Annotated in this window: 27 protein-coding genes and 2 pseudogenes; 19 read left to right on the forward strand and 10 right to left on the reverse strand. The window is 41.3% G+C overall.

From position 1 onward, the window contains the following. The first annotated feature begins 10 nt into the window (after positions 1–10). From V7K27_RS20530 to V7K27_RS20580, 10 genes and pseudogenes are all read left to right on the forward strand, one after another. Positions 11–667: pseudogene (locus V7K27_RS20530) on the forward strand (class I SAM-dependent methyltransferase). After that, entirely contained in the window at positions 630–1,715 is a 1,086-nt protein-coding gene (locus tag V7K27_RS20535; RefSeq protein ID WP_334949932.1) for a glycosyltransferase family 4 protein, read from the forward strand. Before V7K27_RS20530 ends, V7K27_RS20535 begins: the two are co-directional and overlap by 38 nt. Next, the gene (locus tag V7K27_RS20540; protein ID WP_334949933.1) at positions 1,712–3,139 is read left to right on the forward strand and encodes a hypothetical protein; all 1,428 of its coding nucleotides are present in this window, start codon (positions 1,712–1,714) and stop codon (positions 3,137–3,139) included. Before V7K27_RS20535 ends, V7K27_RS20540 begins: the two co-directional genes overlap by 4 nt. Then, on the forward strand, positions 3,099–4,361 hold the full coding sequence (locus V7K27_RS20545; protein WP_334949934.1) for a glycosyltransferase family 4 protein: 1,263 nt from the start codon (positions 3,099–3,101) through the stop codon (positions 4,359–4,361). Before V7K27_RS20540 ends, V7K27_RS20545 begins: the two co-directional genes overlap by 41 nt. 28 nt (positions 4,362–4,389) lie before the next feature. Continuing rightward, a complete protein-coding gene (locus V7K27_RS20550; protein ID WP_334949935.1) occupies positions 4,390–5,556 on the forward strand; it encodes a glycosyltransferase in 1,167 nt (388 codons plus the stop codon). Between the two features lie 310 nt (positions 5,557–5,866). Then, on the forward strand, positions 5,867–6,913 hold the full coding sequence (locus tag V7K27_RS20555; protein WP_334949936.1) for a glycosyltransferase family 4 protein: 1,047 nt from the start codon (positions 5,867–5,869) through the stop codon (positions 6,911–6,913). A gap of 142 nt (positions 6,914–7,055) precedes the next feature. After that, positions 7,056–8,267 carry a glycosyltransferase gene (locus tag V7K27_RS20560; protein ID WP_334949937.1) on the forward strand — a complete coding sequence of 404 codons (1,212 nt, stop codon included), beginning with the start codon at positions 7,056–7,058 and terminating at the stop codon, positions 8,265–8,267. Between the two features lie 66 nt (positions 8,268–8,333). Then, entirely contained in the window at positions 8,334–9,308 is a 975-nt protein-coding gene (locus V7K27_RS20565; RefSeq protein WP_334949938.1) for an SGNH/GDSL hydrolase family protein, read from the forward strand. Positions 9,309–9,581: 273 nt separating this feature from the next. After that, positions 9,582–9,671 (forward strand): annotated as a pseudogene (locus V7K27_RS20570) (YdcF family protein); the annotation flags it as partial. A gap of 171 nt (positions 9,672–9,842) precedes the next feature. Beyond that, on the forward strand, positions 9,843–10,382 hold the full coding sequence (locus tag V7K27_RS20580; RefSeq protein ID WP_334949939.1) for a WcaF family extracellular polysaccharide biosynthesis acetyltransferase: 540 nt from the start codon (positions 9,843–9,845) through the stop codon (positions 10,380–10,382). Between the two features lie 266 nt (positions 10,383–10,648). On the opposite strand, the gene V7K27_RS20585 is transcribed toward V7K27_RS20580, so the two are convergent. Then, on the reverse strand, positions 10,649–11,143 hold the full coding sequence (locus V7K27_RS20585) for a DUF6174 domain-containing protein (RefSeq protein WP_334949940.1): 495 nt from the start codon (positions 11,141–11,143) through the stop codon (positions 10,649–10,651). Positions 11,144–11,524: 381 nt separating this feature from the next. Here V7K27_RS20585 and V7K27_RS20590 point away from each other — a divergent pair, with 381 nt between their 5' ends. Next, on the forward strand, positions 11,525–11,710 hold the full coding sequence (locus V7K27_RS20590; protein ID WP_334949941.1) for a DDE transposase family protein: 186 nt from the start codon (positions 11,525–11,527) through the stop codon (positions 11,708–11,710). Positions 11,711–11,859: 149 nt separating this feature from the next. Here V7K27_RS20590 and ctpC read toward each other — a convergent pair whose 3' ends face one another. Next, positions 11,860–13,143: a carboxyl-terminal processing protease CtpC gene (ctpC, locus tag V7K27_RS20595; RefSeq protein WP_334949942.1), complete on the reverse strand. Its 1,284-nt coding sequence runs from the start codon at positions 13,141–13,143 to the stop codon at positions 11,860–11,862. Positions 13,144–13,278: 135 nt separating this feature from the next. Between ctpC and V7K27_RS20600 the strand changes: the two genes are divergently transcribed. Then, positions 13,279–13,434 (forward strand): hypothetical protein, encoded by a 156-nt coding sequence (locus tag V7K27_RS20600; protein WP_334949943.1) that lies wholly within the window; start codon positions 13,279–13,281, stop codon positions 13,432–13,434. On the opposite strand, the gene ispG is transcribed toward V7K27_RS20600, so the two are convergent. Next, entirely contained in the window at positions 13,390–14,616 is a 1,227-nt protein-coding gene (ispG, locus tag V7K27_RS20605) for a (E)-4-hydroxy-3-methylbut-2-enyl-diphosphate synthase (RefSeq protein WP_292827435.1), read from the reverse strand. The two genes, V7K27_RS20600 and ispG, sit on opposite strands and share 45 nt — an antisense overlap. Before the next feature lie 472 nt (positions 14,617–15,088). Beyond that, positions 15,089–15,991, reverse strand: a complete 903-nt coding sequence (locus V7K27_RS20610; RefSeq protein ID WP_334949944.1) for a pentapeptide repeat-containing protein — start codon at positions 15,989–15,991, stop codon at positions 15,089–15,091. A gap of 129 nt (positions 15,992–16,120) precedes the next feature. On the opposite strand from V7K27_RS20610, the gene V7K27_RS20615 reads away from it, so the two are divergent. The 3 genes from V7K27_RS20615 to V7K27_RS20625 are packed head-to-tail and all read left to right on the forward strand — an operon-like array spanning position 16,121 to position 17,730. Then, positions 16,121–16,339 (forward strand): hypothetical protein, encoded by a 219-nt coding sequence (locus V7K27_RS20615; RefSeq protein ID WP_118163017.1) that lies wholly within the window; start codon positions 16,121–16,123, stop codon positions 16,337–16,339. Continuing rightward, the gene (locus V7K27_RS20620; protein ID WP_334949945.1) at positions 16,336–16,620 is read left to right on the forward strand and encodes a type II toxin-antitoxin system RelE/ParE family toxin; all 285 of its coding nucleotides are present in this window, start codon (positions 16,336–16,338) and stop codon (positions 16,618–16,620) included. Before V7K27_RS20615 ends, V7K27_RS20620 begins: the two co-directional genes overlap by 4 nt. 60 nt (positions 16,621–16,680) lie before the next feature. Continuing rightward, positions 16,681–17,730 (forward strand): isochorismatase, encoded by a 1,050-nt coding sequence (locus tag V7K27_RS20625; protein ID WP_334949946.1) that lies wholly within the window; start codon positions 16,681–16,683, stop codon positions 17,728–17,730. A gap of 207 nt (positions 17,731–17,937) precedes the next feature. Here V7K27_RS20625 and V7K27_RS20630 read toward each other — a convergent pair whose 3' ends face one another. Further along, the gene (locus tag V7K27_RS20630) at positions 17,938–18,831 is read right to left on the reverse strand and encodes a LysM peptidoglycan-binding domain-containing M23 family metallopeptidase (RefSeq protein ID WP_334949947.1); all 894 of its coding nucleotides are present in this window, start codon (positions 18,829–18,831) and stop codon (positions 17,938–17,940) included. Between the two features lie 33 nt (positions 18,832–18,864). Beyond that, on the reverse strand, positions 18,865–19,098 hold the full coding sequence (locus V7K27_RS20635; RefSeq protein ID WP_334949948.1) for a hypothetical protein: 234 nt from the start codon (positions 19,096–19,098) through the stop codon (positions 18,865–18,867). Positions 19,099–19,121: 23 nt separating this feature from the next. On the opposite strand from V7K27_RS20635, the gene V7K27_RS20640 reads away from it, so the two are divergent. Next, positions 19,122–20,330, forward strand: coding sequence for an HhoA/HhoB/HtrA family serine endopeptidase (locus tag V7K27_RS20640; RefSeq protein ID WP_334949949.1), 1,209 nt, complete (start codon positions 19,122–19,124; stop codon positions 20,328–20,330). A 43-nt stretch (positions 20,331–20,373) separates the two neighbouring features. Here V7K27_RS20640 and V7K27_RS20645 read toward each other — a convergent pair whose 3' ends face one another. After that, positions 20,374–20,721 carry a DUF760 domain-containing protein gene (locus V7K27_RS20645; protein ID WP_334949950.1) on the reverse strand — a complete coding sequence of 116 codons (348 nt, stop codon included), beginning with the start codon at positions 20,719–20,721 and terminating at the stop codon, positions 20,374–20,376. Between the two features lie 102 nt (positions 20,722–20,823). Between V7K27_RS20645 and V7K27_RS20650 the strand changes: the two genes are divergently transcribed. Continuing rightward, complete coding sequence (locus V7K27_RS20650) at positions 20,824–20,979, forward strand: hypothetical protein (RefSeq protein WP_334949951.1); 156 nt, start codon at positions 20,824–20,826, stop codon at positions 20,977–20,979. On the opposite strand, the gene scpB is transcribed toward V7K27_RS20650, so the two are convergent. Then, positions 20,953–21,495 carry an SMC-Scp complex subunit ScpB gene (gene scpB / locus V7K27_RS20655; protein ID WP_334949952.1) on the reverse strand — a complete coding sequence of 181 codons (543 nt, stop codon included), beginning with the start codon at positions 21,493–21,495 and terminating at the stop codon, positions 20,953–20,955. The two genes, V7K27_RS20650 and scpB, sit on opposite strands and share 27 nt — an antisense overlap. A gap of 50 nt (positions 21,496–21,545) precedes the next feature. Between scpB and V7K27_RS20660 the strand changes: the two genes are divergently transcribed. Continuing rightward, positions 21,546–21,707, forward strand: coding sequence for a hypothetical protein (locus tag V7K27_RS20660; protein WP_334949953.1), 162 nt, complete (start codon positions 21,546–21,548; stop codon positions 21,705–21,707). On the opposite strand, the gene ispD is transcribed toward V7K27_RS20660, so the two are convergent. Continuing rightward, entirely contained in the window at positions 21,642–22,325 is a 684-nt protein-coding gene (gene ispD / locus V7K27_RS20665; protein WP_334949954.1) for a 2-C-methyl-D-erythritol 4-phosphate cytidylyltransferase, read from the reverse strand. The two genes, V7K27_RS20660 and ispD, sit on opposite strands and share 66 nt — an antisense overlap. A gap of 69 nt (positions 22,326–22,394) precedes the next feature. Between ispD and V7K27_RS20670 the strand changes: the two genes are divergently transcribed. Then, entirely contained in the window at positions 22,395–23,354 is a 960-nt protein-coding gene (locus tag V7K27_RS20670; protein WP_334949955.1) for a glycosyltransferase family 9 protein, read from the forward strand. A 383-nt stretch (positions 23,355–23,737) separates the two neighbouring features. Here the strand turns inward: V7K27_RS20670 and V7K27_RS20675 are convergent, their stop codons facing one another. Further along, the gene (locus V7K27_RS20675; protein ID WP_334949956.1) at positions 23,738–25,144 is read right to left on the reverse strand and encodes a response regulator; all 1,407 of its coding nucleotides are present in this window, start codon (positions 25,142–25,144) and stop codon (positions 23,738–23,740) included. Between the last annotated feature and the right edge of the window lie 161 nt (positions 25,145–25,305).

The following is a 25,305-nucleotide window of genomic DNA, read 5'->3' on the forward strand; positions in this document are numbered from 1 at the left end:
CACGATTATTATGTCAGAGAATAAACTTCTAGAACGCACAATTTTAGGACTACATAACGCTTTGGCGCAATCTCTTCCATCAATCAGTTATGATACACCAGTTCTTGATATTGGTTGTGGTACAGGAGCTTGGCTAGAACGTTTATCTAAACTTGGATTCATGCATTTATACGGTATTGATTTAGATGAAAAACAGTTTAGTACAGAAAAAGCTACTTGTTCACAAGCTAACTTAGATTATGATGATTTGGGTTTAGGATAAAGAACATTTGGTTTGATTACATCGATAGAGCTTATAGAACACTTAGAAAATCCAGGTCGTCTCTTTTATCATGTGGAAAAACATTTAAATGATGATGGATATTTTTTACTCACTACACCGAATATACACTCAATTAGCTGTAGACTTAAATTTTTAACCACTGGCAAATTAGCATCATTTGATGAAAAAGGAGATCCAACCCATATTTATCCAGTTTTGCTGAATTGTCTCTACAGGATATTGCCTCGCTACTCTTTGGAAATTGTAAAAAAATGGGGTTATCCGTTAACAGGTTCTCTTATTTATCGCAGTCGTACAAGGTTATTATCTGGTTTGATGGAAATATTTCTTCCAAGTCAAGTTTCTGGTGATACTTTATGTATGCTGCTCAAGAAGAAAAATTAATATTTTTTATAAAATTTATAGAGCTATAGAAAGGCTTGTGAAAATTTTAATCTACTCTCCGTTATTTTATCCATCTATTGGTGGATTAGAAACAATAATTTCAACTTTAGCCCAGGAATTCATTGAGCAAGGACACGAAGTCAAATTAGTATCATATACTCCAGCAACAGACTCAAAGGATTTTTCTTTTGAAGTTATCAGACAACCTAGTCCAAAACAATTATTAAAACTAACTCATTGGTGTGATATTTATTTTCAAGGCTGTGTGAGCTTGAAGGGGCTTTGGCCATTAATGTTCATATCTAAACCCTTAGTGATAACCCACCAAACTTGGTATCGTTCCCCCGATGGAACTATGAATTGGCAAAATTATCTAAAGCACATAGTTACTGGTTTTGCAACTAATATTTCAGGTAGCCATGCTTTAGCTAAGTCTATCCCAGCACCATCTAATGTAATTCCTAATTCTTATCGTGAAGATATTTTCTATGAAATGCCAGAAATTTCCCGTAGCCAAGAACTTGTTTTTTTAGGACGGTTGGTTTCTGATAAAGGAGCTAATTTACTATTAGAGGCATTGGCTCAACTAAAAAAAATGGGGCTTACTCCTAAGTTAACCATTATTGGTAGTGGACCGGAAGAATCTAAATTACGTCAACAAGCAAAAGATTTAGAAATTACCGAACAAGTGAATTTCGCTGGAATAAAAGTTGAGTATGAGTTAGTAAAATTATTAAATAGTCATCAACTGATGGTGGTTCCATCTATTTGGGATGAACCCTTTGGTATTGTCGCCTTAGAAGGAATTGCTTGTGGCTGTGTGATTGTTGGTTCAGAGGGTGGGGGATTAAAAGATGCCATTGGCTCCTGTGGTGTAACATTCCCCAATGGAGATGTGCAGGCATTAACGCAAACTCTATTTAATCTCTTAAAAAACCCTGAACAACTGGCTAACTACCGAGCAAATTCACATGCTCACCTTTTACGCCATCAGAAATCATCAGTCGCTAAAGCTTATCTACAAGTAATTGAGGCAGCAATTCTGTGAAAGAGTACATTGGAGTTTTAGTTCCCTTTGCCATTCTACTTATTCTCTGTCTTTCTGTTCAAAACTGGCGGACTTCTATAAAAACTATACTAGTGTTAGTGGTAATTGAAGGGGCTTTGCGAAAATGGGTTCTACCCCAAGGCAGTCAGTTCATCTATTTTTTGAAAGATATTGTACTTATAGGGGCTTATCTTCGTTATTACATTTTCTCATCTAGTGAAAAAATCTTTCGTATCAAAGGCAATTCGGCAGCTGAAACTATCGCTTCAGTAATTTTGCTATTAACAGGTTGGTGTATATTACAAGTTTTTAATCCCAGCTTGGGTTCTCCCATTATTGGCATTTTTGGAATAAGAGGATACTTGTTATACATTCCTTTAATATGGATGTTACCCAATCTCTTTCGTTCAGAAGAAGAGTTATATAGATTTCTGCGATCTTACCTGCTGTTGGTCATTCCAGTGGGGCTATTAGCAGTAGCACAGTTCTTTAGCCCTCCTTCAAGCCCCCTCAACGTCTATACCCAAGATATAAAACAAAATATTGCAACTTTTGGAGATGGAAATTCCAGGAGTGTTCGTGTGACGGGCACTTTTTCCTACATTCTTGGCTATTCAGCTTACGCAATTATTTCCTTTGGATTATTAGTTCCCCTGTTAGCAATTCAGCAATCTTTATGGTGGCGTTGGGCAACAATTGCAGAATTACTGCTAATTATTGCCACCTCGCTCATGAACGGCTCTCGCGGTGTTTTTTACAGTGAAGTTCTATTTTTAATTGGTTATTTTGGCGCACAGTTACTAACTAATCTGAAAACAGCCGTTCCATTGATAAAACAGTTTACAGTGCCTATAATCACCATAGCTGTTGTGACTGTCACTTGGTTTCAGTCTGCGATCAATTCCTTATTATTCCGCATCAATTCCAATCATGATATATCTGGTCGCATTTCGGGAGGCTTCATTGAGCCATTTGAATTTATGAAGTTAAAAGGACTGGATAGTTATGGTCCAGGCGCAACTCATCCAGCAACTTCAGTATTGCGTAAGATTCTAAATTTACCTCTAAGAGAAACCATTCCTGTCTACTATGAGTCGGAAATGGGTCGAATAGTTTTGGAAATTGGTCCTATAGGTTTTTTCTTGTGGTATCTGCTGAGAGTCATACTCATTTATCTACTGTGGCGTACATTCCTGAAATTAAAGCGACCTCTGTTGCGACAGCTAGCGCTGTCGGCTTTTTTGATTCATGCGATCCAATTTTCCAGCCAGATTGTGTTCAACCATACTCTCCTAGTCTACTACTGGTTTCTGGCAGGATTTATTTTCCTTCTACCCCGACTCGAACAGATAGAGAACTGGAAACAACAACAAGAATACTTCAATGTCCCAGATACCTATCGCGCTGATACATCCTACAGGTAATCCCAACGCTCGCAACGCTGCAATCTCGTTAGGAGAAGCAGGTCTACTTCAAGAGGTGATTACAACCATTGCTTATAACCCAGAAGGAAGTATCAGCCAATACTTCAAGCTGCTTCCTGCTCAAATTCGCAATAGAATCACTAATGAACTAGGGCGGCGTACCTGGATTCCTCCAAATGGTGTAGCCATGCGATCGCACCCTTGGAATGAAGCAATGCGGATGACTTTGGTTAAAACTGGACTCAGTAGGAGTTTTGGCTTCGGTTCTCAAGGTCCGGTAGATTGGGTTTATGCTTCTCTCGATCGCCATGTTGCCAAGCATCACCTCCAGGGTCTAGCAGCAGTTTATGCTTATGAAGATGGCGCTGCTACTACCTTTGAGGTTGCCAAACAGCAGGGAATTTTATGCCTGTACGACTTGCCTATCCTGTTCTACCGCATGGCGCGAGAAATTCAGCAAGAGGAGGCTGAACGATTCCCTGCACTGTCTGGATCACTGCAAGCAGTACGAGAACCTGACTGGAAGTTGAGACGCAAGGAGCAGGAAGTGGCGCTCGCAGACCATATTTTTGTCGCCTCTTCCATTACCCAGCAATCCTTACTCAGAGAAGGGATCAGTCCTGACAAAATCACGGTTATCCCTTACGGCGCACCGATTGATTATTTTCAACCCCAACCCAAACTAGATAGAACTTTTCGGGCTTTATTTGTCGGTCGCGTTGGTGTTCGCAAAGGAGTTCATTACCTGATCAAGGCATGGCAAGAACTCCAACTTCCTCAGGCAGAGTTAATACTGGTAGGAGTGAACGAATTTCCAGAAACCTGGCTTTCTCAACTTCCTCATGGAGTTAATTACATCCCATCAATACCCCATACTACGCTGAATCAATATTACAGCAATGCCAATGTGTTTGTGTTTCCTTCTTTAGTAGAAGGCTTTGGACTGGTACTTCTAGAAGCGATGGCTTGTGGCATTCCTGTGATTACAACCCCTCACACAGCCGGTTCAGATATTATTACTGATGGGACAGAAGGCTTTATTGTCCCGATTCGTGATTCAGAGGCTCTCAAAGAAAAACTTGAGTGGTGCTACTCCCATCCTCAAGAGTTAGCAGAAATGGGACGAGCCGCTCGTCGCAAAGCAGAACAGTTGAATTGGGGTATGTACCGCCAGAGATTGGCTAGTCGAGTTCAGGAAATTCTCAATTATCTAAATACTTAACTAATCATCAAATTTTAGAGATATAAATATGCAAATAATCAAGGTTGAAAAACCAAAATCTGCAACGCCAGACTCTCTGCATCTTTGGTTTCCCAACCTGTTTGAATTTAAGGGTGGTATTCAGGTTTATCTCCAGGATATTCTACAGGCTATACAAGAAGCACTACCCAACTTATCTGTATGTATTTTAGATAAGCTTGACAGAAATAAACCTGTAGATAAATTCAATTCAAAAAATTACTCATTTACTTTTAGTGGTCATTTTCCGGTTTTTTTTAAAACAGCACACTTTACTTTTAAAATAATTACAGAATCATTAATTAATCGTCCAAAATTTATTTTATGTGGGCATATCAATTTTGCTCCTGTAGCATTTTTGATTCATCGTGTTACGGGTATTCCTTATGGAATTATTGTTTATGGTATTGATGCTTGGGAAATTAAAAATATATGGAAAATCAAAGCATTATATGCTGCTGAAAAAATAATTTCAATTAGTAGCTATACCCGCGATCGCCTAATTAAGGAGCAGAATTTATCTCCAGATAAGATTGAGCTTTTACCAGTGACTTTTGATGCGGAACGGTTTAAGCTCAGTCCCAAACCAAGTTATTTACTGGAACGCCATAGTTTAACTGTTGAACAGCCGATCATTTTGACCGTAGCTCGATTAGACAATAGTGAACGCTACAAGGGCTACGACCAAATCTTACTAGCAATGCCACAGATTCGCCTAGCCATTCCCAATGCTCATTACATTTTAGTAGGCAAAGGAAGCGATCGCCCCCGAATTGAGCAACTAATTTCTCAATTAAACTTACACGACTGTGTAACATTAGCAGGATTTATACCAGATTCAGAACTCTGTGACTATTACAATCTCTGCAATGTTTTTGCCATGCCTAGTAAAGGAGAGGGATTTGGAATTGTCTATTTGGAAGCTCTAGCTTGCGGTAAACCAACTTTAGCAGGGAATCAAGATGGTGCAGTTGATGCCCTCTGTAATGGGGAATTAGGGGTCTTGGTGAATCCTGATGATGTAAATGCGATCGCTCAAACACTGATTCAAATCTTACAAGGTACTTATCCTCACCCCATCCTCTATCAACCTCAAATTTTACGCAAGCAAGTGATTGCCAGATTTGGATTTCAACAGTTCCAACAAACTCTGGCTGAGTTAATTCATGTTCCGTAAATTACCTTTCATTCCCGAAGAACCCCAAAGAGCCAAAGCTGTGCTTTGTCTCCCCTCCCCGCTTGCAGGGAGGGGATTAAGGGTAGCCAGTCCGTTGTGGGGGTTCCCCCCGTTGTTCGCGCAGCGTTTCCCCTTATCTAGAGGCTCGCGTTGGGAGAAAGAAGCAACTGACGTGTCGGGTGCAATGAGTGTAGGAATGGTAACTAATTATCCGGACGGGTCTATTACTTGAAGAAGAATTCAGAAGTCAGAATTCAGGATTAATTCTGACTCCTGAATTCTTTTTTGATCAAAAACTGAATAAAATATCGTGAAAATTCTGTTATTATCGAGATTTTTTTATCCAAGCTTAGGTGGTAGTGAAACTAATGCAGAGATATTAGCTCGTGAATTTAGCAAAATAGGACATCAAGTAATAGTAGTTACCAAAACTATGGGAAATAATCTCGATGTAAATGGCTTACTATTTCCTTTTGAAGTAGTTCGCAACCCCCATTGGATCAAGCTAATCAAGCTTGTCAGGTGGTGTGATGTTTATTTTCATAATGGCATTAATTTAAGGGGAGCTTGGCCATTATTACTGTTTAAGAAACCTTGGATTATCCGCCATCAAGTTTGGATCAGAAGTATCGATGGTAGTGTAAATGGAATTGGCGGTAATGCTGATGATTGGATTGCCAAAATCAAGCATTGGATAAATCAGTTCGCTGTATCAATTTCAATTAGCGAAGCCATAGCAGAACATTTAAAATGTCCTTCCACTGTTATACCGAATCCATATCGTGACCATTTATTCCGTATAATTCCTGAAGCTGAAAAAAATCAAGAAATTGTTTTTCTGGGGCGACTGGTTTCAGAGAAAGGAGTTGATATCTTACTGGAATCGTTAGCACATCTACTAAAGTGGGGATTAAGTCCACAATTAACAATAATTGGGGATGGACCAGAGAAGGCAAAACTACAGCTAAAAACTAAAAATTTAGGGATTGATAAACAGGTCGTTTTTGTTGGCTCTAAAGTCGGAGAGGAATTAGTCCGTCTTCTTAATGAACATCAGATTATGGTTATTCCTTCTCTTTATGATGAGCCTTTCGGAGTAGTAGCACTAGAGGGTATTGCTTGTGGCTGTGTGGTTGTTGGTTCAGAGGGTGGGGGATTAAAAGATGCGATTGGTTCCTGTGGTGTGACATTCCCTAATGGAGATGTGCAAGCATTAACGCAAACTCTATTTAATCTCTTAAAAAACCCTGAGCAACTGGCTAACTACCGAGCCAATTCATATGCTCACCTTTTAGTCCATCAGAAATCAGCAGTCGCTAAAGCTTATCTAGAAGTAATTGAGGCAGCAGTTCCGTGAAAGAGTACATTGTATTTTTAGCTCCCTTTCCGTTCTACTTATTCTCTATCTTTCTGTTCAAAACGTTTGATTTATTCTTGTCCACTTACCTACTTACCCACTACCTGGTGAAGTTGACCAAAAAAATTAACCTAAAAAATAGATGAAGATATTACAAGTCATACCCTCCATTAGTCTGGCTATGGGCGGACCTACTGAAGTTGTTATAAACTTGGTCAAAGCCCTGCGCCAGCTTGGGTCAGATATTGAAATTGTTACCACCAACGATGATGGAAATACTTTGTTGGATGTCCCTCTTCGTCAGCGTATCGAGTATAAAGAAGTGCCAATCTGGTTTTTCCCCCGTGTTTCCAGCCGAATGAAAGAATATATCTTTTCTCCTGAGTTAGCACCTTGGCTTTGGCAACATATGGGAAATTATAACCTAGTGGAAACTCACTATCTTTTTTCCTATGCTCCGACTTGTGCTGCGGCGATCGCTCGTTGGCAAGGAATCCCCTATCTAGTTCACACAATGGGTCAATTGTCACCTTGGGCACTAGCTCAAAGTCGTTTGAAGAAACAGATTTATAGTCGGCTGATTGAGCATCATAATCTGAATCGTGCGGCTGTTATTCATTCTACATCTGCTGGTGAAGCAGAAGATATCCGTAATTTCGGTGTTAATACACCCGTCCTCACTTTACCTCTTGGGGTGAATATTCCTCACCCTTTACCCGATGCCAAACAAAAACTACGACACATTTACAGCATTTCTACAGAAACACCCGTAATACTGTTTCTTTCTCGTCTTCACTACAAAAAACGCCCAGACTTACTACTACAGGCACTTAGTCGTCTTGTAAAACAAAACTATGATTTTCACCTAATCGTAGCGGGTTCAGGAGAACCAGAATATGAAACTCAGCTAAAAAACTTGGCAATATCCCTTGGCATCTCAGATCAAATTTCCTTTGCTGGTTTTGTGATGGGGCAAGAGAAAGACTTGCTGCTACAAGGGTCAGATATGTTTATTTTACCATCTTTTTCGGAGAATTTCGGTATCGCCGTCGCTGAGGCAATGGCAGCTGGATTGCCTGTGATTATAACTCCCGGAATTCAAATTTCTCCAGAAGTTGCTGCTGCCCAAGCTGGGTTGGTTGTTGAGGGTACACTTGAAACATTGGCAGAAGCGATCGCCCAATTACTGAAATCTCCCAATCTGAGGCAACAGCAAGGCGAGAATGGCAAACAGCTTGTTAAACAGCAATATTCCTGGCAAGCGATCGCTCAAAATCTTACCTCTGTTTATCATACGATTATTGAAAGAAAAGTTTTACCAGAATATCTTGTAAACTCAAGTGCAAAAATCTAGATTTACGAAATTATTAGGCTTGATTGAATATGAAAAATTGAATGAAAACGAGGTTCGTAGAAATTAATGAAGAAATTTTTTCGTAAATATAAAACCCTCATTTACATAACAATTGCTATAATAAGTACCGAAATTTTTTTCAGACTTCTGCTCGGACTAGGTAATCCCGTATTAAGTCAAGCAGATCCTTATACAGGTTATCGCTTTCAAGCAAACCAAAAATTATTTCGCTTTGGTAAAAGAATAGAATATAACCAGTACTCCCAGCGTTCAGAGCCAATTAATCCCCAAAAGCCCCAAGGAGTACTAAGAATTCTGATGATCGGTGATTCCATTCTTAATGGTGGTAGTCCTACTGATCAACAGCAAATAATTACTGAGGTTTTTAAGTCTAAATTATTGGCTGCTAGACATCCCGCAGAAGTCCTTAATGCCTCTGCTGGTTCCTGGGGAATTGGCAACCACTTAGGATATTTACGTGAATTTGGTACTTTTAATAGTGATGTTGTCATTCTCGAAATTGGCACCAACGATTTAGCTCAACCTACAAGTACTAGCGCGCCTGTAGGAAATGACCCTAATTTTCCTAGTCATCCTCCACTGTTGGCAATTCAAGAAGCTTGGACTCGGTATACTTGGCCAAGGTTATCAAAAATTTTTCAAATTGGCTCAGTCCCTTCTGATTTTCCGTTAACTCCTTCATCAGTTGAACCTGATCGCCAGTTCCAACAGAATATGCAGATCCTAAAAACCACAGTACAGCTAGTGCGTATTCAAAAAATTCCTATTTTTGTATTGTTCGTACCTGAACTTTCTAACTTAGTTCCCTCCAACAATCCACCTAAATATAAATTGGAATTTATTCAGCAGTTAAAGTTTTTACAGGTTCCTTTAATTGACGCTGAGTCCGAGTGGTCAACGTTGCCTAGCAAAAAAGTGGAACCCTTATTTCGAGATGGCATACACCCAAATGAGGCAGGGAATCAAGCCTTAGCGAATTTACTGTTTCAGCAGGTATCCGGGATTTCTTACAAGCGATAAAAAATCATTAGTGTGAGCAAAATTTAGGATAATTTATATGACAATAGTTTGAGCAATTTTTGCATCAGATGAATCATGATAGCGGTTCTCGATTATATGAGAACACCAATTAAAACAAGTCGCAAGTCGCAAGTCGCAAGTCGCAAGTAAGTTTTGTGACGGGGATTTACACCCCGACCCAAAACGTTCTGGCAATTGATGCAGGGGACTTAAACCCCTAAACTTAGTTAAATAATGAACCAAATTTATACTACCTTAGTAAGGGTTTTCTAGCAACAGCAGATCCAACACCTATTTCTAATTACTTCAGATTTTCACATGCCCACAGCCAAGGCGATCGCTACCTTTGTCCTTGGTGGTAGGTATCAATCCCTCACTATCTTGAAAAGTTAGAGCGGTGGTTTCCGGCGCTCTAACTTTTAGCTGATTGAATTCTGACTTCTGACTTCTGACTTCTGACTTCTGACTTCTGACTTCTGACTTCTGAATTCTGAATTCTGAATTCTTATTTAACCTACCTTGCTTACCTACCATATGCGTCTAGATCAATATACTATTGGCAACTATACTCCAGGCACAACATACTGGAAGCAACTTTTTTGGTATTTTCTTGGGTCGCCCTTAGTTGAAAGTTATTGGCTACCATTTTCAGCTTTTAAGATTTGGGTACTCCGCAGTTTTGGAGCTAAAATCGGTCAAGGTGTCCGCATTAAACCTGGAGTGCGGGTAAAGTTTCCCTGGCGATTAAACATTGGTGATTTTGTTTGGATTGGAGAAGATACGTGGATAGATAACCTTGCTCTTGTCACCATCGAAAGGCATGTTTGTCTATCTCAAGGGGTCTATCTCTGCACTGGAAATCATGATTGGAATCATCCCGATTTTAAATTGATTGATGCTCCAATCCATATTCAAGAGAGTAGTTGGATTGCTGCTAAGTCGGTAATTGGGCCAGGAGTTACAGTTGGTCGGGGAGCAGTGCTGACTTTAGGTGGCGTGACTGGAAGCTCACTAGAGCCAATGACTATTTATGCAGGTAATCCGGCTCAACCCATCAAGCAGAGAAAGCTTTGATATCCAATTTTTGCGATCGCATCTCATCGTTGAGTTGACTACAAATTGGCGTAGACTTACAGACACTCTACATTTAATAATTAAGTCATTCAAAGGACAGTTTGCCTTAGGAACGTAGATTAAATAAAATGGAAAACTTCATCCTGTCTCTAGCTTCCCTCTCCAATATATCGGAGAGGGATTGAGGGTGAGGTAAGCCAGGGACATAAATTCTATATTATTTAATTCTTATTCCTTAATATCTAAATTTCTGCTTACAGCAACGGCTATTGAATTTTTTGAAAATTCTCAATTGTGAGATATTTTTCTTCATCAGCTATCTGACTGTTGTAATCGATATTAATTTGGGTTGGGTAGCCGAGTTTAGGACTGTACTGCACATTCAGGCTGAAGGCTTTACGGTTGATAGCATCTTGAATCACATTAAACAGCTTAGGAATTGTTTTATACTTTTGAAAGAATTCTGGATTAGCTGGTTTACCTGTAGCTACAGAAGTGATGGAAATTGTTTTACCATTACGTACTTCAATTACTACTGGCCCCCTAGATTCGGGTATACAAAAGCAACTATTGCTAAGTGTATAGCGATAGTTGGAAATATTTTGCTGATACCACAAATGGCGATTAGATTTTAATCCGCTTAAATTCAAGTTATTACTCGCTGGCTGTTGTGCTATCTCTATGGGAGATTTGGACATTACTGGTAGGTTTAGACCAAAAGATAGCAATAATCCGGCACTGATAATCATAGGTAAACGCATATTAATCCCTTGAGTTTCAAAAGTATTATATATGTATTATATATATGAATTCATCTACTTATTTAAGTACACTCTATATTTTGATTAAGATTTATCAGTGGGTAGCCAAGGGCAAATATAGGACTCCGATTTGATTTTTGAAGACATACTTAGACTCAAAAGCCTGTTTGATCGCGGTTTCATCTGAAATCCTGTTTAGAAATCAGATAGGATTCCTATAGGAAATTTATGACTCTACGCAACTGGTTGGTGAGTGTAGTCTATAGCTAAATCAGATCTGACGCGTTGGCGCATCCCCCCGTAGGCTTCGCATACACGCGAGAATATTTTCTGTATGCTGTAAAATTCTTACTGTAAAAAACAAATTTTTTTATTTCAAGCATGAATGATTCACAAACTTGGTATATTGTCAAGCGTTCTGCTGGCAATTGCGAAATAGTCCCCAGCGACAAAGTTGAAGACGATAATCTAGAGATTATAGAACAGTGGGGGCCTTTTAGTTCGCAAGAAGAAGCGATCGCTCGGCGTGTCGGACTTATTAGGGCCAGAAAGTGCCAACCAGTTTAAGTTAGGAGTCATTCAATTTTGGATTTTAGATTTTGGATTTTGGATTGAAGGAAAAATCTAAAATCGGCAGAGTTAGAAATTGACAATGATGGTTTTTATTCCTAACTCCTTCCTGTACAGACGCGATTAATCGCGTCTCTCCTAACTCTTCATTTTTCTGCTGTGGGCGTGCCCTTAGCAGTAATTTGTTTACCTATGACTTCCACTGCTTTAGCGAATTGGGGGTCTGCTAGGGTAGCGAGTTTGTCACGTCCATGCAGCCACAACTCCTGCATCTGCGCTTTGGTCAAATCCACCTTCACATCTGGCTCAATGCCTTTATGATTGATATCTCTACCGCTAGGGGTATAGTAATGAGCAATTGTCACCGCCAATCCTGAACCATCTTCCAGAGGACGCACCGATTGCACCAGTCCCTTACCAAAGGTTTGGGTACCAACTAAAGTAGCACGCTTATTATCCTGCAAAGCCCCTGAGAGGATTTCACTGGCACTAGCTGAACCTTTATCTACCAGCACCACCAACGGTTTATTTGTCAAGGCTCGTCCGTTTGCCTCTTCCTTTTCTGCCTCTCCTTGGCGTTCAACGGTGGAGACAATCTTACCTTTATCTATCCACATCCGGGCAATATCCACACTGGAGAAAAGTAAGCCGCCGGGATTACCACGCAGATCCAGAATATATCCAGCTACCTTTTTGCTTTCTAAATTTTTGATGGCAGTTTGCATTTCTTTACCAGCATTGGCGCTGAACTGGTTCAAGCGAATGTAGCCAAGATTACCTGCTGGAGTTTGCTTCTGGGAAAACTTAACTGGATGAATTTCAATTCGCGCCCGTTTGATGTTAAACTCTTTTGTCTGACCGTCGCGCCCAATAGTCAGGCTGACTTGCGTTCCTGCTTCACCCCTAATCAAGGATACTGCCTGATTGGTATCCATCCCCTTAGTATCTTTGCCGTCGATTTTTAGGATGACATCTTTCGCCAAAACACCAGCTTTAAATGCTGGTGTATCTTCGATTGGCGCAATTACAACCAGTTGCTTCGTTTTTTCATCCTGACTAATCGTGATCCCAATACCTATTAGTTCTCCAGAGGTGTCCACTTGCATATTCTTAAATTCCTCTGGGTCCATAAACCGGGTATATGGGTCTTGTAGCTTTTTGAGCATTTCCCGAATGGACTTATACGCTTCCTGTGGATTACTGTAGGACTTGCTCAAGTACTCCTTACGAACAGCCTGCCAATCTACCTGATTAAAAGTACCGTCTACATATTGGCGCTGAATAACTTGCCAAACTTCATCTACCAATTCTTTAGGACTTGCTTTAAATAAAGCCTGACCTCGCGAGTGAATGCCAAGGCTAGTAACAGCGATCGTGGAGAGTGTCACTGCCGTAGCACCCAAAACAAGCCTACTTTTTGTAATCACCATAATGACAACTGGGTCAGAGGGAAAATATATATTTCAGTATGCTCAATCTAACACAGGCTACCACTGTACAGACCGAATATGTATCCCTAATTTAAACAAAATACTTGACAATTTGGCGAATTTGGGGAATGGGGCATGGGCATTGGGCATTGGGCATTGGGCATTGGGTTATTCTCCTCATCTCCCTCATCTCCCTCATCTCCCTCATCCCCCTCATCCCCCTCATCCCCCACTCCCCTAGCCCCTTTATGGTTCTACCCAGCGTCCATCTGCCTTAATCAGGTTAATTAATTCCTCTACACCTTTATCTTCTAGGACTTTTTTAATTTCCTCTCGGCCACGATACAAAGAAATGTAACCAGGTGTTTTGCCAACATAACCATAGTCGGCATCCGCCATTTCTCCTGGCCCATTGACAATGCAACCCATAACTGCTATATCAAGACCTGTTAAGTGTTTAGTGGCATCCCGGACTTTGTGCAGCACTTCCTCTAGGTTAAACAAAGTGCGTCCACAGGAAGGACAGGCGACGTATTCCACCATCGTTTTTCGCAATCCCAAAGCTTGGAGAATGCTGTAACAAACGGGAATTTCTTTTTCTGGTGCTTCTGTAAGTGAGACGCGAATTGTATCGCCAATGCCATCAGCAAGTAAGGTAGCAATACCAGCCGTGGATTTAATTCGCCCATATTCGCCATCACCAGCTTCGGTAACGCCTAAATGTAGCGGATAATCCATACCTAGATCATCCATGCGCTTGGCTATCAGGCGATAGGCGGCTAGCATCACTGGCACTCGTGAGGCTTTCATGGAAATTACCAAGTTGCGGAAATCCAACGATTCACAGATGCGAATGAATTCTATGGCAGATTCTACCATGCCTTCGGGGGTGTCACCATAGGTAAATAGCATTCTTTCAGCGAGGGAACCGTGATTTACCCCAATTCGCATCGATTTACCTTGATCTCGCAAAGAAACTACTAGAGGTTCTAGCGTTTCGCGGATTTTATCGCCAATTTCGTCAAATTCGGTTTTAGTATACTCAGTTCGATTGATGTTTGGCTTTTCAAACACATACAATCCCGGATTAATCCGCACTTTTTCTATGTGCTTGGCGACTTCCACAGCGATTTTTAGCCCATTGTGATGGACATCAGCCACAATTGGCACGTCTTGGTAAGTTTTTATTAATTTTTGTTTAATTTCTGCTAAAGCTTTAGCATGAGCCATACTCGGCACTGTGACGCGGACAATTTCGCAGCCAATTTCGTGCAGACGACGAATACCAGCCACGGAACCATCAATATCAAGAGTGTCTTCGTTAATCATTGACTGCACCACAACGGGGTAGCCGCCGCCAATGGTGACATTTCCCACCTTTACAGGACGGGTTTTACGCCGCTTGATAGTTGTATCAAAGGTGGGTTGATCTACTGTGGTGTTAGAAGTTGTAAGAGTCGGTAGAGTTTGCATAACCCTATCAGGTAAATTTGCTGTAGCTAAAATATCAGGTTTGATAAGTCTCTGTCTCTCAGATTGCCACAGCTAGAGCTTTTTTGGGCGATTAAGTCGAAAAAAAATGGAGAATGAGACAGCAGAAGAAATAATGAGCTATTCAGAGGTTTTGCTCATTTTGAATGATATATTGCTTAAAAATCCTTTTAACTGAGTAGTTTGAGTAGCGATCGCACAGGAAAGCTTAACGAAGCGATCGCCTTATTACTGAGTTATAAATACTACTATAACCACAAAAATTTCATAACCAAACCTGCAATACCTGTAATATCAAGTTCGGGTGATTACTTATAATAAAATCTATGAATGTAGGTTGGGGAGCCACTTGTGTGGGCGGGTTTCCCGACTTGAGCAAAGTGGCGTTTGAAGGGCAGTGAAACCCAACATGAACATGAATCCAATGTTGGGTTTCGTTCCTCAAACGCATAAATTATTGATCATCAAAATCAGTGAATTCGTCATCACTTAACATCTCGATTTCTAATATAGATTCATCAACCAATTCATAATCTTCAACCTCATGTAGTTGATTTTCTTCAATTCTCTTTTCTGGTATGATACTGTTGCAGAAGATAGCGCCCTGCAAGTCTTTATATCTCAAACAAGTATCTCGTAAGTCTGTATTTATGAGGTTAGCATTCCTTAAGTCTGTGTTTATTAAGTTAGCACCTCTTAAATTACTGCCACTCAGATTTACACCTTTCAAGTCAAGACCACGGAGATTACAACCGCTAAAATCTAGTCCACTTAAGTCAGCACCGGGATATATGCGAATTACACCTGGCGGATCATTTGCTGCTGTGTCTTTAAAACCACGAGAATTATAGTAAATAGCGTCAGTTAAATTTGCTTCACAGTTATTTATTTCATTGGTATCGTCAACATATAAAACAGTACGCTTAAGATAAACTTTTTTCAAGTAATACTTAAATTCGACTACAAACCAACTATCAATATTTGCTTTTTCCCAGTTAGTATCACTGAGATTTACACCCTGCAAACCGATTTCTCTTAATAGAGCTTGACTCAAATCAGCACCAGTTAAATTAGAATCTTCAAAAGATGACTGAAATGCATCCATACCTCTCAAGTTAGCACCTGTTAAATTGCATCCATCAATTCGAGTATGATTTAGGTTTACTCCACTCAGGTTAGCTTCTTGCAAGTTGCTACAAATGATGTCAGCACAGCATAAATCGACATTACTTAGATTCGCCTTGCTGAGGTTGACACCATACAACTCAACACCTTCTAGGTTGACACCACTTAGGTCAACTCCTGAAAAGTCTCTCTCACCTGCGGCGTAGCGTTTGAGTAATTCATCTCGGTTCATAAAAGCGATAACTTCGTTAAGCTTTGCTAACGCTAAATTTATGTTTTCATAATACAAATATACTATTGAATAAACAGATTACACACACCAACAGCTAAATTAGACTTATCACCAAATTCTTTGACGCCCATGCTAGAAAAAACATCTACATTCCAGAAAGCCATAGAAGCGGTAGAAGCATTAGATCCAGAAGCTCAGGCTATTCTTGTAGATATTATCCAAAAGCGCCTCAAACAACAACGACGAGATGACTTATTAAAAGAAATCGCGCAAGCAGAGAGTGATTATGCTCAAGGTAATGTCCGGCGTGGTTCAGTTGCAGATTTGATGGCGGAGTTGGACGAGTGAAAAATTTGGTTTGGAGTCCGACTTTTGTTCGTGCTTTTAAGCGTGTAGCCAAGAAAAATCCTGAGTTACGTTCTCAAATTGAGCAAGTATTACAACAAATTGCTGAAGACCCTTTTCAACTCAGTTTATGTAGTCACAAGCTAAAAGGTGATTCATCGGGTAGATACTCATGTTCAATTGATTATCGGAATCGGATTTTATTTAAATTTGTTACAAATACTGAATCACCAGAGGAAGAAATTTTGTTGCTAACTTTAGGTTCCCACGATGACGTTTACTAAATTTAGCATTATTTTTAACTAAGGCAAGCCTAATAATTAGAAAATAAGTACAGATTTTAGATGAACACCCAAATAATAACCCAACTATCCATTCCTTTGCACTTTAACCCCGATAAAGTCGGCGAAGTCTGGCGCGTACCTTACCAAGAACGTGCCGCCGAAGCTGAAATCTGGGCAAAACAACACGATATCAAACCTGCATCTTTAGATAAAACCAGCATTTGTTTACTATTAATTGATGTCCAAAACACCTTCTGCATTCCTGGATTTGAATTATTTGTAGGTGGAAAATCTGGTACTGCGGCGGTGGATGATAACGTCAGATTGTGTGATTTTATCTATCGCAACTTGGGAGTAATTACAAAAATTATACCTACTTTAGATACCCACACAGCAACGCAAATTTTCCATCCGATCTTTTGGGTGAACGCCGCCGGAGAACATCCTACCCCAGCAGCAACTAGTATCACTGCTGGAGATATCGAACAAGGTATCTGGAAAGTTAACCCAGCAGTTGCTGATAGTGTTACTAATGGGGATTACAAATTATTAGAAAAACACGCTTACCATTACGTTAAGCAACTAAGTCAGGACGGTAAATATCCTCTCATTATTTGGCCTTATCATTCTATGTTGGGTGGTATTGGTCATGCTTTAGTTTCATCGGTAGAAGAAGCGATATTTTTCCACTGCATTGCGCGTCAGAGTCAGACACAATTTGAAATCAAAGGTGAAAATCCCTTAACAGAAAATTATTCCATCTTACGTCCAGAGGTGTTAGAAGATTTTGAGAAACGTCCACTTGCTCAAAAAAACACCCGTTTGATTCAGCAACTTTTAGAATTTGATGTTGTCATTATCGGTGGTCAAGCTAAAAGTCACTGCGTCGCCTGGACAATTGACGATTTATTAACAGAAATTAAACAGGTAGATGCTACCCTTGCTCAAAAAATCTATCTGCTAGAAGATTGCACTTCCCCTGTTGTTGTTCCCGGTGTTGTAGACTACACAGAACAGGCAGATGCAGCATTTACAAGGTTTGCAGAAGCAGGAATGCACATCGTAAAATCTAGCGAAAATATAGCACAATACGCTTGGATTAAGGCTTAACTCTTTGTCAAATTCAATTTTTTTAACGAACCGCAAAGGACGCAAAGAACGCAAAGGAAGAGAAGGAAGAGAAGGAAGAAATGCTTAACTGAACTGTATTGAAATATAGCATCCTTTTTTTAACGCAGAGAGTCATAAAGGTGTCGCAGAGAAATACAGAGATTTCCTCCGCGTTCCTTTGCGCCTCTTTGCGTTTCAAAACAACCCTCATTTCTTCAAATAACCCTTTGGATCTTCCGCTACCCAACCCAGAGATGAGCTAGAACGCACTTCAAAATGGAGATGCGGTTGACTAGAACTTGGTTGTCCACTGGTACCTACGGTTCCCAATATGTCTCCTTTTTTCACTTGCTGTCCGACAGTAACTTTGATATTCTCAAGTTGAGCATAACGGCTTTGGAGTCCGCCACTGTGGTTAATAATGACCAACTTGCCATAAGTACCTTGATCGTTGGCAAAGGCTACGGTTCCAGATGCGATCGCTAGCACATCAGTACCAACTGGTGCTAATAAGTCAACACCACTATGGAAGAAAACTTCACCTGTCGCCGGATTAATTTGCCAGCCGTAAGCTAATCCGATGGTTGCTACTTGTGCCAAGGGATATCCAGATAGGGATGCACGGTTTGGCGTATTTGTATTAGTAGGTAAAGGGGACTTAGTTACAACACCATTCGGCGACCAATTTACCCCCGGAACAAACACAATTCTGGGGTCTTGTTGGCAGCCATTTACCTCAAAAAGGCTATCAGCACGAACTTTGTATTTTGCCGCCACTTGTCGCCAAGTTTCACCGCGAGGCACTTCGACTACAACCCCATTGTAGGGAGGAATTTGAAGTACGCTACCAACGGTGGCGATCGCACCGTTCTGCAAAGCTGGATTCATGCCAATAATAGTTGTAGGTATGAGATTGTAGCGCTGCGCTATGCTCTCCAAAGTTTCGCCACGAACAACTTTATGGCGTTGGAAGCGAGATAAGGCTGGAGTTGGGCAACCACTGACAGCAGCGTTGGCGCTGTTGGTGTTTGGCAGTATGCTTACTAGGCCCAAGGCGCTAACTAAGCTACAGAGAAACAGTTGACGAAAGGGTAAAGTCATGTAGAAACGTCAAGAGCGCATTAACTTTAGATTTTAGATGGGAAGAGTGGGGAGTGGGGGAGATGAGGGAGATGAGGGAGATGAGGGAGATGAGGGAGACAAGGAGAATAACCAATGCCCAATGCCCCATACTTCTCTACGAGAGGCTGCGCCAACGGCAACGCTCAGTACAAGTGCCCCATGCCCAATGCCCAATGCCCAATTTCTAGTAAATTGATCTGTCCACTTGCCGTTAGCTTGACTACACTTAGAAATTAGCAACTGCATTGCTGTCCTTAAGCAAAATGATTATGAAGTTATCCTTAAAGCAACTGGCGGTTTATGTGTTTTTATTGGTGATTGGCGGTGGTGCAGGTTTGTTTGGCAGTCGCTATCTCCTGCCACAATATTCCTCGTTCCAACAGTTAAAAAATGTAACAATGGCTTCGCCTCCAGAATCCGTAGTTCCGAATTCTCCTAATGCAGCAATTGGGGCTAGTGGGGGCGATAATGTGAATTTTATTGCGACGGCAGTGCAAAAAGTTGGCCCGGCTGTGGTGCGAATTAATGCCACCCGCAAAGTTGCCAATCCAATCTCTGACGCTTTGAAAAATCCCCTCTTGCGGCGATTCTTTGGAGAGGATGAGGAACCAATTCCCCAAGAACGCATTGAGCGCGGCACAGGATCGGGATTTATTTTGAGCGAAGATGGAGAATTACTCACCAACGCTCATGTGGTAGCAGATACAGATACAGTACAAGTCACCCTCAAGGATGGCCGGAGTCTAGAGGGGAAGGTGGTAGGAGTTGATACTGTGACAGATGTAGCAGTCGTGAAAATAAAAGCAAATCATTTACCGACTGCGAAGCTGGGCAATTCGCAAAACTTGGTAGCGGGACAGTGGGCGATCGCTATTGGCAATCCTCTCGGTTTAGATAATACTGTCACTATTGGCATCATCAGCGCTACCGATCGCACCAGCGCTCAAGTTGGTGTCCCAGATAAGCGAGTCAGCTTTATCCAAACTGATGCCGCAATTAACCCTGGTAATTCTGGTGGTCCCTTGTTAAACGCCCAAGGCGAAGTGATTGGTATTAACACTGCCATCCGCGCTGATGCTCAAGGACTTGGTTTCGCCATCCCCATTGAAACCGCCGCCCGCGTCGCCAATGAACTTTTTACTAAAGGGCATGTGGATCATCCCTTCTTAGGAATTGAAATGGCAGACCTTTCTCCTACCAGAAAACAGCAAATTAATCAAGAAAATCAGCTGAACATTCAGCAGGAAGCTGGGATTGTCATTAGAGGAGTTACAGACAATTCTCCAGCCAAGCAAGTAGGACTTCTTCCTGGAGACGTGATTCAAAAAGTTAACAGCAAACTCGTCAAAACCTCAGCCCAAGTACAGAAGTTAGTAGAGTTCAGCAAAGTTGGGGATATATTAGCGATCGAAGTCAACCGCAGCGGTAAAATTCAAACCTTCAAAGTGCAATTAGGAGCTTATCCTGAAAGGAAGTAGTCAATAGTCAATAGTCCCAGAATGTTTGACTACTGACTATTGATTATTGACCATTAGACAAATGCTCTAACTGCATTCTTTGTTCCATCTGGCGCAGAAAATACCCCGTCATCATGGCCGATGCTAGAAGCCCAGCTAAGTTATCCCGATCTGTTGTGATTTGCACGTTGAAATTTTCTGCGGGAAGCATTCCCACTAGCCCTTGGACATTTTGCGAAATAATTTGCTTAATTTCGGGGCTGGCGGACTGAGCAATCCTAGCTAAAACATCAGGAGACTGATGCTGTAGATATTTGAGCAACTGATTGGGATATTCCCCAGAGTGGTCGGAAAGAAGTTGATTAGGGTGTTCCTCAGAGTTGTCATTCAAAAAATCAGGATTAAACACCATTGGCAGTTTTATTTAGCTTAATTGCTAACTCTACTCTAAACCATAGTACAAGAGTAGCGCATTCACCACGGGTATAAGTCTTTAAGAGGAGGGGAGTGGGGAGTGGGGAGTGGGGAGTGGGGAATAATCAATATTTCTTCTTCTTTGCCCCCCTCATCCCCCTCATCCCCCTCATCCCCCTCATCCCCCTCATCCCCCTCATCTCCCTCATCTCCCTCATCCCCCCACTCCCTACTCCCCACTCCCCACTCCCTTTAGTTCTAGCTCTAGTTCTAATTGTTCTTCCTTCTGGCTGGTGGAAAATATTTGCGGGAGTTGTTCGATTTGGAAATACTGATGAAATTTCGGCGTTACTTGGAGCGAGTAGGAACGAGAATCGCTATCTCGGCGCTTGCGGATGAAACCAAGTTCGACGAGTTCTGGAACGTGCTGATATACTCCTGAACCGCGCAGGTTAATTAAGTCGCTCTGGAGTATGGGACTATTAAGGGCGATCGCTGCCAAAGTCCGCAATGCACCTACACCCAATTCTACTGGTATCATCGTTTGCACCAAATCATGAAAGTCAGACCGTAGTTGCAAACTATAACCATCTGGGGTTTCTATTACCTCTAAGGCGCTATCTCGGTGGGCATAGTTGTCCATTAGTTCAATTATCCCTTCTTTGACAGTGGCGCGATCGCACGCGGCATACTCGGCGATTTCGCCGAGCGACAAGGGTTTACCCTTTAAATAGAGAATTGCTTCTATCTTCGTCGCTGTGGCTGTAATCATTTAATCATTGGGCATTTGTCATTTGTCATTAGTCATTTGTCATTTGTCATTTGTCATTTGTCAGAAACTCTCCCCCTGCTCCCCCATCTCCCCCATCTCCCTCATCTCCCCCATCTCCCTCATCCCCCTCATCTCCCTCATCCTCCTCACAAGCCTCTAGTCGTGAGAATAAATTCGGCGATCGCCAAATCTTGGGGAGTAGTCACTTTTAAATTTGTCTCCTCTCCCTCAATAATTCGGACTTCGATGCCGCACTTTTCAAATAAAGCGGCGTCGTCAGTTACTTCCCAACCTTGACGGACACCTTCAGCATGGCACTGTTTCAATAACTTGACATCAAATCCTTGGGGAGTTTGTGCCGCCCATAGTTGTCGTCTGTCGGGTGTTCTTTGAATTATGCCTTGTTCATCGACAATTTTGATGGTGTCTTTGACGGGTACACCAGCAATTAAACCGGCACAGTGGCCAATGGCTTCAGCACACGAGTTAAATAAATCTGGTGTGGCCAAGCATCTGGCGCCGTCATGAATCAACACTTGTTCTGCGGCTACTGGTAGCGCCTGCAAGCCATTGTAAACAGATTCTTGGCGGGTGGAACCACCTTGAATCAATTCCACTGGTTTAGTCAGCTTCAGATCGGCGATAATTGCTTTGAAGTCAGACCAGTCAGCAGGTTGAGAAATAATCCCGATCCAACTGATTGTAGTGGCGGCTTCTGCGGCTAATAGAGTCCAAGCAATAATTGGTTGCGATCGCACCAGCAGTAGGAGTTTATTGCGGTTACTCCCCATTCTTTTTCCCATTCCCGCAGCTGGAATTAGTAAATACACAGAATTCCTCAATCTTTAAGCTATATATTTTCCCCTAAAATAGGGAGCGAGTAAGCGTCAATAAATATTATGCGAGTAGTAGCCCTTGTACCTGGCGGAATTGGCGACCAAATTCTCTTCTTTCCGACTTTCGATGACTTGAAGCGCCATTACCCTAACGCTCAGATAGATGTCGTTGTTGAACCCCGGTCAAAGGCTGCCTACCGAGTGAGCAAGTCCGTTCACGAGGTGCTGACCTTTGATTTTCAAGACCGTAACAGTCTGGCAGATTGGGGTAACTTGGTAGGCACAATTCGCGATCGCGAATACGATGTTGCCATTGCTGTTAAGCAAAATTGGTTGGTGGGTCTTTTACTCTGGTTGACGGGAATTCCCATACGTATTGGCTACAAAGGCCAAGGTTCGGTTTTTTTGACCCACGCCGTGCCATTTAAACCATCCCAGTATGCGGCGGCATTATATCACGATTTGCTGCAACCATTGGAAATAAATAGTCCTGTCTCAGAGTTAGCAGTAAATGTGCCAAAACCAGATATTGAGTGGGCGCAAAAGGAACAAAAACGTTTAGGGGTGCATGAAACAGGCTATATCTTGATTAATGGCGATTCTGGCCAGTTATCCCAGGCTAAAGAACTGGATAAAATCTACCCTGTCGGAAAGTGGCAGCAAATTATTGAAAACTTCCAACAAAAGCAGCCGGATCTGGCTGTGGTGGTCATTAAGGGGTCTGACGATCAGCAGTTTGTGCGATCGCTTCTGGAGTCTTCTCCAGATATCAAGGTGACAGCCCCAGATGATATTGGCAAGTTAGCTGCCATAATTGCTGGGGCAAATTTGATGTTGTCTACTGATAGTGCGGCACTACAACTAAGTGTTGCAGTTCAAACCTATACCATCGCCCTATTTGGCCCCACTGATCCAGCGAAGTTGTTGCCGAAAAACGATAAATTCCTGGCCATTGAATCTCCCACGGGAAAAACGGCGGATGTTTCACCAAATGCAGTCTTAGAGAAAATTTGGGGTGGCTAAATCAGCAGTTTGCCCCAATTTCTGCACTTCTTTCTGGGATAATCGGTAAGAAATTCATCGTCTACGGTAGGGCATTCCCTGGACTTTAAACAGAGCTACTCGCCTATGCACAGCAATTACACTGCACTGCTTGCAGTCAGTGTAGGAGTATGCCACATATCCTAAATTAAAGGGTTTAAGAACCTGCAATCTACATGTAGCACCCATTTCAGTCGAGGTTTGTCTTGAGAAATCGCTCCACTTGGGGCTTTGCCCCAAGACCGCGTTTCTCGCTAAATCCCCGCCTGAAATGTCTAAAATGTTTGAATTTTGAATTTTGAATTGTTAAGCCTTTGTTGAATGACCGCAAAACCTGGACGTGACAGCTAGATTTTGCGGTTAATTTAAGTCAAATGCATGAAGACTATTTTCAATAATTCGGTGCGGGTAAATGGTTTGGTAAGATATCCAGATGCCCCTACCAATTTCGCTTTTACTTTGTCTACAATTCCTTTATTCCCAGTCACAAAAATTATGGGAGTCTTCTTAAAAATTAAATTATTTCGGATAATTCGACACAACTCATAACCATCGATTCCTACCATGTTTAAATCCAGCAAAATTAAGTCCGGTTTGTGCCTGATAATTGACATAGCGGCTTTGACTGGATCGTTGATAGTCACTACAGAAAAATTTTCATTTTCTAAAAAATAGCTAATTGCTTTCAGAATTGTGCGGCTATCATCTACAGAAACAATTTTGTGGACTTTTTCTGCTGTTACAGTAGCAGTCGTTGCTCTTTGAGAAGCAAGATTTATATTATTTGATATTGTTGGTTCCTGAAAGTTTGCTTTTGGAGGAACAGCAATCTGTAGTAATCGCTGAACAGGAGCGATATTCCCTTCAGAAATATCTGGGTAAGAGTTGACAGTGATAGTTAGTTTTTCTTTGGTGTCAACTAACTCTGTAATCAATTTCGGGAAAAGCGTAGGCGTAGCCCGTTGTAGACATTGCACCTCAAATATTTTTGGTAATTTATCAAATGGTGGATCGGGTTCATGCAAGATAATCGCACCATTAACAATGTAAGGGTATAAATTGCCAGCCACTTGGATTTCATCTTGATTCCAAATTACAGCCAGATGACACAGGCTAAAACCCTTCATCCAATTATTTAAATATGGCTGGAGGGTTGGTAAATCTTTTTCCTCAATTTTGCTGTTAATCAACAGATATGGACGTTGATATGGAGAAGAAATTTGGGGAACAAAAGCCTGCCAATTCTCTAATCGCTCTTGGCAAACTTCGAGAATTTTTTCTGTATCTAGCCGACAATTTTTTGGCATTCTCTTCAGTGGTTCTGTTAATTCATAAGTACCTTTTTTAATCAGTAAAAATGATTCAATCACCTCTTTAACTAATTCTTGAACCAGCAGTGCTGCTTGTGTAGAATGTAGATGTCGTTGACTAACAAGCCAGGATATAGCCTGATACTCAAGAGGGTAGCTTCTGGAATTATTATCATGTTCGATTGATTGACTGTGTGAGTCAGGTTCAAACATCAGACGTAATTGAACACGAACCTCGCTAGTAAGCAGTGGAATTTGGTGGCTGAGGCGACGCAGGTGACGTTCTAATCGATCAAAAGGTTCCGCTGAATGGGTAGCATAGGTTATTTTGCCCTGTTCTAGGTAAATCGACCAAGAAACTGAGTTACTCAATGCTTGCAAACAAGTACTGTCGGAGCAATTGGATAACTGTCTTAACAAACTTAGAGGACGTAGTGTGGTGAATCCACCGGAATTATTCATATTTTTCAAGTTTTTTACGGAATCAACAACCGAACATTTGTAAATTAAAAATATCAGGTATGAAGTATTCTCTTCTTTGTAATATTTCTCTATGGACAAATTATTTATTTTAAAATATGTATATTAAAATTTATAAATTTTGTAATTTTTTTGTTACATTT

The sequence above is a fragment of the Nostoc sp. genome (assembly GCF_036919575.1).
In the GTDB taxonomy this organism is placed as follows: domain Bacteria; phylum Cyanobacteriota; class Cyanobacteriia; order Cyanobacteriales; family Nostocaceae; genus Nostoc.